Below are 12,512 nucleotides of genomic sequence, written 5' to 3'. Positions count from 1 at the left end.
TTTGAAACGCACCCCAGCAGCGGCCCATAGCTAGGAGTCGACATGCCCGACACCTGCACCACCAGCGCATCCGCGTTGGATGAGTACTCAGCCCACGACCGGCTGATCATCGCAGTTCGTCACGCGATCGGCGCCGCACCGTTCACCGCGGCCGACCTCCACGAAACACCGCTAGAGCAGCCGGTTGCCCTGCACCGGTTCCTCACCGAGCGCCTGCCCGCCCGAGTGGCGTTGACCGGGACCGTGGATCGGCGGCTCCTCGTAGTCGAAAACCCAGTCGGCCCCGGGTGGACCATCGCGGACCTGTCCGGCCAGCAGCACCGCACGCGGGAATGGCCCACCTGGACACAGGGCCGCCTTCCGCTCACCCAACCGGATTCCTGGCTGTCAAACACCGACGTAGCGGCAAGCACCTTCCACCGCCTGATGCGGCCGAAGGTACTGCTGGTGGCGCTCTACCACCCGGAATACTTCCCCCTTCCGCGCTTCCCCCTGGCCATCAGCGATGTTGCCCGCGCCGCCCGAGCCACACTGATGGGCCACGTCGAGCTCATGGACATGCAGCTCGGCGCGACCCTGGACGACATCACCAGCCGCGTCCAGACCACGACCCCTGACATCATCGGCATCTCGGCGACGTTCGGTCAGCACGACCTGATGATTCAGCTCCTGGACCACCTCGCCGGTCTGGAGAATCGGCCTCTGGTCGTGGCCGGCGGGAGCCTCACCGCCCGTAACGAGAAGCTCCTCCTGGATCGCTACCCGAACCTGCTGATCGCGCGCGCAGCCGGGGAGCCCACCATCCAGGATGTGCTGGCCTACTGGCACGGCGACTTCCCCCTCGACGAGGTCCGCGGCATCGGCTACCGCGGTTCCGTACAGCGCGGGAAGGACACGTTGAGCATCGGCCCGGCCCGCCGCACCGCGACCGTCGCGAACCGGCTCCAGACCGACATCTGGCCTGAGCTGGATTTGCTGGCGCACACGTTCGAGCGGGGCGGCGTCGCCCAACTGGAGACCTCCCGCGGATGCACCAGCTCGTGCTCGTTCTGCCCGCGCGGCCACAAAGGCCAGTGGTCAGGCGCCGGCCCCGAGGGGCTGCCGTGGATTCTGCAGGAGCTGAGCCGCGTCTTCGACCTCCACCCCGACACCTCCCGGACCCTGTACCTGGTCGATGAGGAGTTCATCGGACGCGACGACGGCGCAGTCGACCGGGCGCTGACGATCGCCGACACCCTGCACGCTCACCGGTTCGCGTGGGAGACCTCCTGCCGCGTCGACCAAGTGGCGTGGCCGGACCGGGACCGTGAATGGCACGTCGCTCGCGGCCACCTGTGGCGGGCCCTGGTGGACAACGGGCTGCGGCGGTGCCTGTTCGGCGTCGAGTCGGGGGTGACGTCGATCCTGGAACGCTTCCACAAGGAGACCAGCGGCGAGCAGAACGCGCTGGCCATCCGAACCCTGTCAGCGCTCGGCGTCCCCACCCGGTTCACCTACATCACGTTCGACCACCTGATGACCGAGCAGGAACTGCGGGCGACGCACGCGTTCCAGGCCCGCACCGACCTGGTGCTGAAGCCTCTGCCGCACCTCAGCGTCGAGGAGATCATCGACGGGGTCCGCGACGAGGAGTTCGCCGCCGCTCACAGCCGCGGCGTGCCGTTCTACACCGCGATCAGCTACATGCTCGTCAGCATGGAGTGCCTGAGCGGCGCCGCCTACACCCGCAAGGTGACCGCCGCCGGTCTGGCCGGGCAGGTACGGCCGTCGATGGGACGCGTCGACGCGGTGTTCGCTGACCAGCGGATCGGCGTGCTCAGCCTGTGGGCCCAGCAGTGGGTGGATCGTAACTTCGCCCTGGACTACACCCTCAAATCGTTGGAGAAGATCCTGGACGGTACCGCCCGCCACGCCGTCCGGCAGGCCCGCGTGGTGCTGAAACGGGCCGCGTTCGGTCTCTTCACCGGCATGCTCGCTCTCCTCGATAAGGGTGGCGGTGACCTTGATGTGCTCGGCGCGCGCTGCCGGGCCCTGGCCGATGAGCTCCTGGTCGGCCTCCGTCCGCAGATGAGTACTGCTGTTGCTGAGGTCTGCGCAGCACTCCCCGCCGAGCGGGCCGGCATCTTGGCCCACGAGCACACCCGGTGGGCCGCCACGAACACCTCCTGGAGGCTCATCAACGCCTCCGACCCGTGCGGCACCTGACCCTGTTCCTTTCGCCTTGGAAGGCATCGTGACTCCTCTGCCTGAACCTCGTTTCCTATCCGCCCTCAACCGTTCCGTGTCCGCGATCGGCGCCGGATGCTGGACCATCGGCGGCGCCGCGACCAACGGCGGCGTCCCGATCGGCTGGGACGGCGTGGACCCCGACCAGGCGTACGCCGGCCTGGTGCGCGCTCACGAAGCGGGCGTCACCTTGTTCGACACCGCCGACGTGTACGGGCTTGGCCGCTCCGAACGTCTCTTGGGCCGTCTCCTGGCCCACGTGCGACGCGAGTTGCTGGTGATCTCCAGCAAGGTCGGTTACTTCGCCGGCACCGCAGCCCACCCCTACCACCCTGCCCAGATGCGTCACCAACTGGAAACGAGCCTGACCAATCTCGGCACCGACCGGTTGGATGTCTACTTCCTGCACTCGGCTGACTTCGGGCCCGGAGACCGCTACCTGGAAGAGGCGGTCGACCAGATGCGCCGCTTCCAGCGGGACGGGCTGATCCATGCGATCGGGATGCGCGCCCCGCACGCTTTCGCTGAGGAATGGGCGGCCGCCCCGCACCACAACGCGCAGGTCCAGCGATTCTTGGAGCTGTTCTACCGGATCCAGCCCGAGGTGCTGACCGTCCGCCATAACCTGCTGTCGCCCCGCTACAGCCCAGGGGAGACAGACATCTTCGCGTTCGCGAAACGCCACACTGCCGACGTGATCATCAAGCAGCCTCTCGCACAGGGACTACTGGCCGGCACCCACAGGCCAGGGCTGATGCGGAAGGTCAGCAGCCAGGATCACCGCAGCACCGACCCGCAGTTCACCCCGCCCGTCATCGAAGCAGTGCACGAGGTGCTGGGAAAGGTCGCCGCGCACTTCGGCGACGAGCCCGGCGGCCTGGTCCGGGCCGCCTTACGCTACGCCCTGCACCGCGCCCCGCAAGCGCCCGTACTGGTCGGATTCCGTAACGCCGACCAGATGAGCAGGAACCTCACCGGCCTGACCCCGCTCACCGAGGAGGAGGCCACACTGCTGCAACACCTGACCGACCCCGCCGTGTGGATCGTGACCCCACCTCCGTAATTACTGCACGCGCCCTGGTAGGCACCGCCTACCCTGCCCACGAACCCGATCCCACCAGCGGATTCCTCAGGAAGGACGAGCGTGAAGTACATCGAGGTTGAGCAGAAGTACCAGCTGGACGACCCCGCCGCCATCAAGGCAGCCCTGGAAGCCCTGGAGGCCAAGCCCGGCCAGGCGACCCAGCAGGTTGACACCTATTACAACGCGCCTCACCGGGACTTCCTCGAACCCGACGTCGTCTCCGAATGGTTGCGCGTCCGCGAGGCCGGCAACGGTGCCTCGATCAACTTCAAGATGTGGCACCCCCTCGACGGGGCGGTCAAGACCCACGCTGACGAATACGAGACACCGGTCGAGGATCCTGAGGTCATCCACCGCATCCTCGCCGCACTGAACTTCAAGCGCATGATCACCGTGAACAAGCTGCGGGAGGAGTGGACCCTCCCCGGCCAGGTCGCCATCGCGTTCGACACCGTCGCCGGCGCCGGCGCCTTCGTTGAATTCGAGTTCAAGGGTGAGGCCGACACCGTCGAGGACGCCATCGTTCAACTCGATGCGTTCATCGCCGAGCTGGGCGTCGAACTCGGCGACCGCGTCAACCGCGGCTACCCGCACATGCTGCTCGGCCGCGACCGCTAAGCATGAATCCACGGCCGGGAGACCTCCATCCGGAGCAGTCTCCCGGCCGTTTCGCGTCGCCGGTCACTCATTCAGGCAGCGGGCGCTCTGGTCCCAGTTCCCCTCGCCGGAACCGCGACCAAGGCGATCAGCCGGCGGCCATGGGTCCGCCAGATCGAGGAGCCTCTCCCGCCAGAGCCGCCTGCACCTCCGTCTCGGGCACACCTGCGGCTCGTGCGAAACGAGCACGAGATAGGTCCAGGTCCAGACGGGAGATGGCACAGATAGGGGGCAGACCAAGTAAGGCTGACTTCCCACATACCCATAGACTTAGTAGGAAAAATTAGGAATGCTCTTCGAACATGCTCATGATCACACAGTCGGACATCGAGCGGCTGCTCGCTCCGGTCGACTACATCGACCTCATCGAGGACGTCTTCGCCGCCTACGCCCGTGGCGACACCCTGCCCAGCCGCCTGGCGCACCTGGACAGCCCACCCGGCGAGTTCCACATCAAGGCCAGCGGGCTCGGCGGCGTGGTCGGCGTCAAGATCGGCGCCTGCTTCTACGACCGGCCCGCCACACTGGGCCTGCCGAGCATCGTCGGTGTCATCGTCCTGTTCGACGGCTCGAATGGCCAGCCACTGCTGTTCCTCGAATCGGCCACGGTCACCCGGCTGCGTACGGCCGCAGCGACCGCGGTGGCCGTACGCCATCTGGCGCTCCCCCATGCGTCCACGCTGGCCGTACTCGGCACCGGTGCTCAGGCCGCCAGCCACATCGAGGCGATCCGCGCGGTCCGCCCGATCGAGCGGGTCATCGTATGGGGACGCGACCAGGCCAAAGCCGGACGTTTCGCGGCCGATCACGGAGCGCACCTCGCCACGACGCCTGCGGAGGCCGCGCGGCAGGCTGACATCGTGGTCACCCTGACCCCCGCCACTCAGCCCTACCTGGGCCTGCGGGACGTACGGCCGGGCACCCTGGTGGCAGCCGTCGGCTCGGATGCCCCCGCCAAACGCGAACTCCACGACGACCTGCTGGCGGGCGCCGCCCTGATCACCGACGTGACCCATCAGTGCGCCGAGGTCGGCGAGTTGCATCACCGCCCCGAGACACCGGTCAGAGCCGAACTCGGCGAGATCGTACTCGGCGCCACGCCAGGCCGCAGGAACGCCGACGAGATCGTGGTCTACGACTCCACGGGCACCGCGATCCAGGACGTGACCGCCGCGCAGGCGCTCTACACCGCCGCAGTCAAGAACGGCGCCGGTCAGCCGCTCCCCCTGTGGGAGTGACCACGGCCCACGCAGAAGCGGTCCGGCTCCCGGGCCCCGGGAGCAACGGCGCAGGAAACAATGGATATGCAGGTCAGCGGTCCGTTTTCCAGACCGTGCTCGAAGCTCTTTACAGGGGATTCGACCTGCAGGCGGGTAGCCCGAGGCATCTCGGCCTCGGGCCCCCGCAGCTCCCGGCGTGACAGTCTCCCGCCACCGGGCTCTTGTCATCCTGTTCGCCAGGCGTGCGGTGTCCACCGCCGATGCCGGAACACGGCGGGATGGACGGGAACGTGAGCTCGGTGGCGTCGTGGTCCTGCCATACGTCATGATCTTGCAGGAGCCCCGTGGACAGGCGGGTATCCACGGGGTTGATGTGTTGCATCACTGCTGGTCAGCGCCTAGTTCGAGTCGGCGACCAGCAGGGCCACGCACTCCACGTGGTGGGTCATCGGGAAGGCGTCGAAAGCGCGCAGGTCGGCCAGACGGTAGCCGCGCTCGGCGAACAGGGCGATGTCGCGGGCGAGGGTCGCCGGGTCGCAGGAGACGTAGACGATGCGGGTGGCCAGGAGGGTGGAGACGCGGTCGACGACCTCACGGCCCAGGCCGGCCCTGGGCGGGTCGACGACCACCAGGTCCGCGCGCTCGATGGCGAAACGGTCCAGGGCGTTCTCGACGCGGCCCCGGGCGAAACGGGCCTGGGGCAGGTCCCGGAGGTTGCGTTCGGCGTCGCGCACGGCCACGACATCGGACTCGATGCCGAACACGGCGCCCTCGGGGCCGACCGCCTCGGCCAGCCCGGCGGCGAACAGGCCGACGCCGCAGTAGAGGTCGAGGGCCCACTCCCCCGGCTGCGGGTCGGCGAACCGGAGGACCGCGGCGAGCAGCGTGGCGGCGGCACCGGGGTGGACCTGCCAGAAGCCGCTGCCGGTGACCTGGAAGTCGCGGTCGCCGACACGCTCGGTGAGGTGGTTGCGGCCGTGGACCACGCGGGTGCGGCCCTTGCCCTCGTCCACGAACACGGCCACGCTCGTGTCGAGATCGGGGATGGCCACCGTACGGCGGGGCTTGGGGGCGACCACGACGGCCTGGTCCCCGCCGCTGGAGGCGATGACCTCGACCGAGGAGGCGTTGCGCCAGTTCATGACCTCGGCGCCGACGTTCTCCACCTCGGGGTGGGCGATCAGGCAGAGATCCACCGGCTCGATGTCGTGGGAGCGGTGGCGGCGCAGGCCGGCGACGCCGTCGCGGTCGACGGCGAACTGGACGCGGGTGCGCCAGCCGAGGCCGTCGGGGGCGCCGGGCACCTCCTCGACGACACCCTTCCAGTCGATGCCGGCCAGCCGCTTGAGCTGCTCGACGACCACGTCGGTCTTGAGCAGGCGCTGGGCGTCGAGGGAGGCGTGCTGCCAGTCGCATCCTCCGCAGCGGCCGGGACCCGCGAACGGGCAGGGCGGGGTCACCCGGTCGGCCGAGGGCTCCAGGATCTCGACCGCGTCGGCCCGCAGGAACCTGCTGGTCTCCTCGGTGATCTCCGCAAGGACCCGTTCACCCGGCAGCGCGTGCCGTACGAAGACCACTCGCCCGTCATGACGGGCGACGCACCAGCCGCCGTGCGCGACCGGTCCGATCGTCAGTTCAACCGTCATGCCATGCCCCCAAGGGTCCGTCGTGGTCGAGCCTCCCTACGCCAGGAGTACATACGGAAGGTTATGCCTTACCGTCCTCGCCTCGGGCCACCTCGTCACCGTCCGCCGCGTTCCGGACGGCCTCCGCGCGGCGTGTCTGCTGCCCGGCCGCCTCACGCCGCCAGCGGCGGACGGCATTGGGGGCGTAGCGCTCGGGGCGGCCCTTGAGCCGGTCGGAGGAGTGGAGCTGCCAGGGCACGCTGGTGACCATCACGCCGGGCTGGAAGAGCAGGCGGCCCTTGAGCCGGAGCGCGCTCTGGTTGTGCAGGAGATGCTCCCACCAGTGACCGACGACGTACTCCGGGATGTAGACGGTCACCACGTCGCGGGGCGAGCGGCGGCGCAGCGACTTGACGTACTCCAGGATCGGCCGGGTGATCTCCCGGTACGGGGAGTCGAGCATCTTCAGCGGCACCTGGATGCCCCGCCGTTCCCACTCCTCCTGCAGTGCGCGCGCCTCCTCGCCCTCCACCCCCACGGTGATCGCCTCCAGCGTGGAGGGCCGGGTGGCGCGGGCGTAGGCGAGGGCGCGCAGGGTCGGCTTGTGGATCTTTGAGACCAGGACGACGGCGTGGTTGCGCGCAGGCAGCATCGACTCGTCCACCTGGGCTTCCTCGGGTACGGCGAGCTCGCGCGCCACGTTCTCGTAGTGGCGGTGGATGGCCTTCATCATCAGGAACAACACCGGCATGGCCACGCAGACGATCCAGGCGCCGTGGGTGAACTTGGTGAGCAGCACCACCACCAGCACCACGGCGGTCATGATGCCGCCGAAGAAGTTGATGACCCGCGAACGCTTCATCTGCGCCCGGACCGCCGGCTCGGTCTCGGTTCTCAGATGCCGGGTCCAGTGCCGGACCATACCGGTCTGGCTCAGGGTGAACGACACGAAGACGCCCACGATGTAAAGGTTGAGCAGCCGGCTGACGTCGGCCTGGAAGCCCCAGAGCAGCAGGCAGGCGCTGGCGGCGAGGATGACGATGCCGTTGGAGAAGGCCAGCCGGTCGCCCCGGGTGTGCAGCTGACGGGGGAGGAAACGGTCCTGGGCGAGGATGGAGCCGAGCACGGGGAAACCGTTGAAGGCGGTGTTGGCGGCGAGAAACAGGATCAGCGCGGTGACGGCGGCGATGACGAAGAAGAACAGGGACCCGCTGCCGAAGACGGCCTCGGAGATCTGCGCGATGATCGGCGGCTGGTAGTAGCCGGGCCCGGCCGGGCGGCCGTTGATGAGCACGTCGCGGGCGGCCGTGGCGGGGTCGGCGAGCTTGACGCCGGAGGCCAGGCCGAGGGTGATGATGCCGACGAACATCGTCACCGCGACCAGGCCCATCAGCAGCAGCGTGTTGGCGGCGTTCTTGCTCTTGGGCTTGCGGAAGGCGGGCACGCCGTTGCTGATCGCCTCGACCCCGGTGAGCGCCGCGCAGCCGGAGGAGAACGCCCGCAGGATCAGGAAGGCCGCCGCGAACGACGTCAGGTTGGTCTGCGCGGTCGCGATCTCGTAGTCGGCGGTGGGCGCGCGCAGCTCGTCGCCGAGCACGAACAGCCGGAAGCCGCCCCACACGATCAGGCCGATGACCGCGAACATGAACGCGTAGGTGGGGACGGCGAAGGCCGCGCCGGACTCACGGATCCCTCGCAGGTTGACGACCGTCAGCAGCACGACGATGACGATCGCGACCAGCGGCTTGTGCTCAGCGACGTAGGGGATCGTGGCGCCCACGTAGTCGACGCCGTTGGCCACCGACACCGCGACGGTGAGGACGTAGTCGACCATGAGGGCGCTGGCGACGGTGAGACCGGCGTTGCGGCCCAGGTTGACGGTGGCCACCTCGTAGTCGCCGCCACCGCTGGGGTAGGCGTGCACGTTCTGCCGGTAGGACGCGACGACCGTCAGCATCACCAGGACGACGGCGCCCGCGACCCAGGGGGCGAAGCCGTAGAAGGAGACTCCGGCGATGGAGAGGATGACCAGGATCTCCTGAGGGGCATAGGCCACCGAGGAGAGGGCATCGCTCGCGAAAACGGGCAGGGCGATCCGTTTGGAGAGCAGTTGTTCGTGCAGCTGCGTGCTACGCAGGGCCCGTCCGATGAACAGGCGCTTCACGAGGTCCGTCACCTTCACCACGTCTGCCGATGCTAGTCCCCATAGGTGCATCCCGCTGACACGGCGCTCCCGGGGCGGGCCATACTGACTAGGTACATAGGGAACAAGATCCGCCTCAACCCTACCGGCGGGGGAGCATGCATATCGTGATCATGGGATGTGGCCGAGTGGGTTCGACCCTGGCGCACATCCTGGAGGACAGTGGCCACTCGGTCGCGATCATCGACCGTGACCCGCAGGCGTTCCGCCGCCTGCGGGCCGGCTTCCGTGGCCGCCGGGTGACCGGGGTCGGTTTCGACCGGGACGTCCTGGAAGAGGCCGGCATAGAGTCAGCCGGCGCCTATGTCGCGGTGAGCAGCGGAGACAACTCCAACATCATCTCGGCCCGGGTCGCCCGCGAGACGTTCGGCGTCGACAACGTGGTGGCCCGCATCTACGACTCCCGGCGCGCCGAGGTCTACCAGAGGTTGGGCATCCCCACCGTGGCGACGGTCCGCTGGACCGCCGACCAGATCCTGCGCCGGGTGCTGCCCGAAGGCGCCGAGCCGCTGTGGCGAGACCCGACCGGATCCGTCGTGCTGGCCGAGGTGGCCTACCAGTCCCGGTGGATCGGCACCAGGATCAAGGATCTGGAGGAGGCCGCGGGCACGCGCACGGCGTTCGTCAACCGGCTGGGCGAGACCCTGCTGCCCAAGGGCGACTCCGTGGTGCAGGAGGGCGACGTCCTGTACGTCATGGCGGTCGAGAGCGACATGGACCGCATCAACAAGGTGCTGTCCAGTGCGCCGGAGGAGGGTCACTGATGCGTGTCACCATCGCGGGGGCCGGGGCGGTCGGCCGGTCGATCGCCGCCGAACTCCTGGAGAACGGGCACGAGGTCCTGCTCATCGACATCGACCCCAGGGCCATCAAGATCGATACAGTGCCCCGGGCGGAGTGGCTGCTCGCGGACGCCTGCGAGATCTCCTCCCTGGACGAGGCGGGTCTGGCCGACTGCCATGTGGTCGTCGCCGCCAGCGGTGACGACAAGGTCAACCTCGTGGTGTCCCTGCTGGCCAAGACGGAGTACGGCGTGCCGCGCGTGGTCGCCAGGATCAACCACCCCAAGAACGAGTGGCTGTTCAACGAGTCGTGGGGGGTGGACGTGGCGGTCTCCACCCCCCGCCTGCTGAGCGCGCTGGTCGAGGAGGCGGTGAGCGTCGGCGACCTGGTCCGGCTGATGACCTTCCGCCAGGGGCAGGCCAACCTGGTTGAGCTCACCCTGCCCGAGGACGCGCCGGTGGTCGGTCAGCGTGCCGGCTCGGTGCCCTGGCCGAACGACACCGCCCTGGTCGCGATCCTGCGCGAGGGACGCGTGCTGGTGCCCACCGCGGACGACCCGCTGGAGGCCGGGGACGAGCTGATGTTCGTCGCCAGCCAGGAGGTCGAGGAGGAGCTGGCCCAGCTCCTGTCGGCGCACCGCTCCATCCGCTGAGAGCGGAGCGGTCCCGTGCGGGACCGCTCTCCTCCCAGAAGACTCGCCGCGGCCGGTACGGGTGGTGCCGGGCCGCCGTTGGCCGCACGGCCGGGTCGGCGAGACAGGCACGCGCCACCCCGGTGGGCGGCCGTAGTCGGGGGGCAGACCAAGCAAGCCGGAAGGGGCTAATAGAGCTGTTCAGAGGGCGTGATGGCAGCCGGGGTGTGACCATCTGCGCTGGTTTAGTTACGGTTTGATGAATCGTGGGTCGCGTTGTGATCATCTATCACTATGGTGTGCGGGTTCTGGAGATGATCAACCGGAAAGGGCTCGCCGGTGACGTCGACCGAGCGGACCGCCTACCCACAGTTCAGCGCCTGACCTCGACGCAGATGCTGCATGTGTTCTTCACCCCGACGGCCGAGGAGATCGCCTGAGCCCGAGAACTGGCCAGGAGTGCAGTCGCAGCCGGGGCGGCAACGGGGCTTGATCGACAACGGAACGGCCAGTGGCGTTAGTGAACCGACTCGGGCGAAGTTGCCGCCCGGGCGGTTCCCATCAGCCCGGGTCAGCTGCGGGGCGCGTACATGATGACCAGGACCCCGGCCAGGCACACCAGCGCCCCGATCACATCCCACCGATCGGGCCGGAACCCGTCGACGGCCATGCCCCAGGCCAGGGACCCGGCGACAAACACCCCGCCGTAGGCGGCCAGGATCCGGCCGAAGTTCGCATCCGGCTGGAGGGTGGCGACGAACCCGTACAGGCCGAGCGCGATGATCCCGGCGCCGATCCACCAGCCGCCCTTGTGCTCGCGGACGCCCTGCCAGATCAACCAGGCGCCGCCGATCTCGGCGACCGCCGCCAGGGCGAACAGAATCAGGGACCGCACAACTGTCATGATCGACCACCGTACCGGCACCTCTCGCTGCTCAGACGCGGGTGCTCGCGCATCCGCAACCGCTCCCACCACCGCAGCCAACGCTCTCGGCGGTGGTACAGCCGGTGCCGCGCGACCTGCGGTAGGCCGCCCAGGCCGGTGCCGGTCTTGGAGGTCGTCTTCACTGCTGCTCCTGGTCGGGGCGGGCGAGGTCGGCGAACGGCAGCGGGCAGCATGGCTGCCCCGCACAGACCACTAGGTCGTCGCAGCCGGCGTCGATCGCCTCTCGGAGCGTGGCACCGATGACCTCCAGGTCGGCGATGCGCTCCTCAACCTCGATCAGCTTCACCCGCGCCCGCTCCTGAAGGCCCGCGTCGCGCTGTCCGTGCCGGTGGGATGTGGTCTCCAAAAGGTCGGCGACCTCCTCCAGGGTGAACCCGAGCCGCTGCGCGGTCTTGATCACCCGCAGGGTCGTGACCGCCTCCGCTGGATACAGGCGGTGGCCGCCCAGCGTCCGTTCCGGTTCGGCCAGCAGCCCACGCCGCTCGTAGTAGCGCAGGGTCTGCGGGTTCACCCCGGCGGCTTCGGCGACTTCGCTGGAGCGCAGCCCCTCGTAGGCGCCGCTCATCCGACCCAGCTCCGCGCGACAACCTCCGGCGGGGCGTTCCGCTGCGCCAAGGTCTGCATCCCATCCAGAGTCGGCCCAGCGTCCTGGGGCGCCGTCACCTCCACCACCAGGCCCGCCTCAGTCCGCGTGCAGGCGAAGCCGAGGAAGGCGCAGCACTGCTCCTCGGAGGCGAACAGGCTCCGGATCGCCGCCTCCCGCACGGCATCGGCGTCGAACGTCAGCCGCAGCAGCAGCGGCTCCCGCTCCACCCCGATCAGGCCCTCGGCGAACAGACCCTCGAACTCCGTCAACCGCTCCACCATGCTGTTCGGCGACAGCGTGCACATGATCGGCACTTCAGACTCAGCCATCATCCAGCTCCGGCCCGGCCGCCCCTGCGGCGGCCACACCACGACGGTAAGCCTGTACCCAGGTACAGGATGCAAGAGCCTGCATCGGACCAACCACCAGGCCCGCACTCCAGCATGTGCCGGCATCGGACCGGTGAATGGCGGTAACACCGCCCGCGCCGGCTCGCTAACGCCACCGACCGTTCCGTTGTCGATCAAGCCCCGTATGCCACCGACGCGATC

At 68.7% G+C, this 12,512-nt stretch carries 12 protein-coding genes; 7 read left to right on the top strand and 5 right to left on the bottom strand.

All coding sequences use genetic code 11. The features are described 5' to 3' along the window. Positions 1–42 precede the first annotated feature (42 nt). From OHA77_RS33630 to OHA77_RS33615, 4 genes are all read left to right on the top strand, one after another. Positions 43–2,205, top strand: coding sequence for a B12-binding domain-containing radical SAM protein (locus tag OHA77_RS33630; protein WP_406313332.1), 2,163 nt, complete (start codon positions 43–45; stop codon positions 2,203–2,205). 76 nt (positions 2,206–2,281) lie between these two features. Beyond that, a complete protein-coding gene (locus OHA77_RS33625) occupies positions 2,282–3,289 on the top strand; it encodes an aldo/keto reductase (protein WP_406313330.1) in 1,008 nt (335 codons plus the stop codon). Between the two features lie 81 nt (positions 3,290–3,370). Further along, positions 3,371–3,928 (top strand): class IV adenylate cyclase, encoded by a 558-nt coding sequence (gene cyaB / locus OHA77_RS33620; RefSeq protein WP_406313329.1) that lies wholly within the window; start codon positions 3,371–3,373, stop codon positions 3,926–3,928. Between the two features lie 341 nt (positions 3,929–4,269). Beyond that, positions 4,270–5,205 carry an ornithine cyclodeaminase family protein gene (locus tag OHA77_RS33615; RefSeq protein ID WP_406313328.1) on the top strand — a complete coding sequence of 312 codons (936 nt, stop codon included), beginning with the start codon at positions 4,270–4,272 and terminating at the stop codon, positions 5,203–5,205. A 380-nt stretch (positions 5,206–5,585) separates the two neighbouring features. Here the strand turns inward: OHA77_RS33615 and OHA77_RS33610 are convergent, their stop codons facing one another. Together OHA77_RS33610 and OHA77_RS33605 are read right to left on the bottom strand one after the other, a co-directional pair. Further along, the gene (locus OHA77_RS33610) at positions 5,586–6,833 is read right to left on the bottom strand and encodes a class I SAM-dependent RNA methyltransferase (protein WP_406313327.1); all 1,248 of its coding nucleotides are present in this window, start codon (positions 6,831–6,833) and stop codon (positions 5,586–5,588) included. A gap of 61 nt (positions 6,834–6,894) precedes the next feature. Beyond that, on the bottom strand, positions 6,895–8,997 hold the full coding sequence (locus tag OHA77_RS33605; RefSeq protein ID WP_406313325.1) for an APC family permease: 2,103 nt from the start codon (positions 8,995–8,997) through the stop codon (positions 6,895–6,897). Between the two features lie 116 nt (positions 8,998–9,113). Between OHA77_RS33605 and OHA77_RS33600 the strand changes: the two genes are divergently transcribed. From OHA77_RS33600 to OHA77_RS33590, 3 genes are all read left to right on the top strand, one after another. Next, entirely contained in the window at positions 9,114–9,779 is a 666-nt protein-coding gene (locus OHA77_RS33600; protein ID WP_326824179.1) for a TrkA family potassium uptake protein, read from the top strand. Continuing rightward, positions 9,779–10,450 (top strand): TrkA family potassium uptake protein, encoded by a 672-nt coding sequence (locus OHA77_RS33595; RefSeq protein WP_326824180.1) that lies wholly within the window; start codon positions 9,779–9,781, stop codon positions 10,448–10,450. The genes OHA77_RS33600 and OHA77_RS33595 overlap by 1 nt, the downstream gene beginning before the upstream one ends. A 245-nt stretch (positions 10,451–10,695) precedes the next feature. Next, positions 10,696–10,869 (top strand): hypothetical protein, encoded by a 174-nt coding sequence (locus OHA77_RS33590; protein ID WP_406313324.1) that lies wholly within the window; start codon positions 10,696–10,698, stop codon positions 10,867–10,869. Between the two features lie 131 nt (positions 10,870–11,000). Here the strand turns inward: OHA77_RS33590 and OHA77_RS33585 are convergent, their stop codons facing one another. The 3 genes from OHA77_RS33585 to OHA77_RS33575 form a co-directional block, all read right to left on the bottom strand. Beyond that, on the bottom strand, positions 11,001–11,333 hold the full coding sequence (locus tag OHA77_RS33585; protein WP_406313323.1) for a YnfA family protein: 333 nt from the start codon (positions 11,331–11,333) through the stop codon (positions 11,001–11,003). A 160-nt stretch (positions 11,334–11,493) separates the two neighbouring features. After that, positions 11,494–11,940, bottom strand: a complete 447-nt coding sequence (locus tag OHA77_RS33580) for a MerR family transcriptional regulator (protein ID WP_406313322.1) — start codon at positions 11,938–11,940, stop codon at positions 11,494–11,496. Continuing rightward, on the bottom strand, positions 11,937–12,290 hold the full coding sequence (locus OHA77_RS33575) for a hypothetical protein (RefSeq protein WP_406313321.1): 354 nt from the start codon (positions 12,288–12,290) through the stop codon (positions 11,937–11,939). Before OHA77_RS33575 ends, OHA77_RS33580 begins: the two co-directional genes overlap by 4 nt. Positions 12,291–12,512 lie beyond the last annotated feature (222 nt).

The organism is Streptosporangium sp. NBC_01639, from assembly GCF_045209755.1.
In the GTDB taxonomy this organism is placed as follows: Bacteria; Actinomycetota; Actinomycetes; order Streptosporangiales; family Streptosporangiaceae; genus Streptosporangium.
This window is presented reverse-complemented; position numbering and strand designations above follow the sequence as displayed.

Bases quoted from the DNA above. Each gene is read 5' to 3' on its own strand.
- OHA77_RS33575 (WP_406313321.1), bottom strand. From the start codon at position 12,290: ATGGCTGAGTCTGAAGTGCCGATCATGTGCACGCTGTCGCCGAACAGC.
- OHA77_RS33630 (WP_406313332.1), top strand. From the start codon at position 43: ATGCCCGACACCTGCACCACCAGCGCATCCGCGTTGGATGAGTACTCA.
- OHA77_RS33585 (WP_406313323.1), bottom strand. From the start codon at position 11,333: ATGACAGTTGTGCGGTCCCTGATTCTGTTCGCCCTGGCGGCGGTCGCC.
- OHA77_RS33610 (WP_406313327.1), bottom strand. From the start codon at position 6,833: ATGACGGTTGAACTGACGATCGGACCGGTCGCGCACGGCGGCTGGTGC.
- OHA77_RS33615 (WP_406313328.1), top strand. From the start codon at position 4,270: ATGCTCATGATCACACAGTCGGACATCGAGCGGCTGCTCGCTCCGGTC.
- OHA77_RS33600 (WP_326824179.1), top strand. From the start codon at position 9,114: ATGCATATCGTGATCATGGGATGTGGCCGAGTGGGTTCGACCCTGGCG.
- OHA77_RS33580 (WP_406313322.1), bottom strand. From the start codon at position 11,940: ATGAGCGGCGCCTACGAGGGGCTGCGCTCCAGCGAAGTCGCCGAAGCC.
- OHA77_RS33595 (WP_326824180.1), top strand. From the start codon at position 9,779: ATGCGTGTCACCATCGCGGGGGCCGGGGCGGTCGGCCGGTCGATCGCC.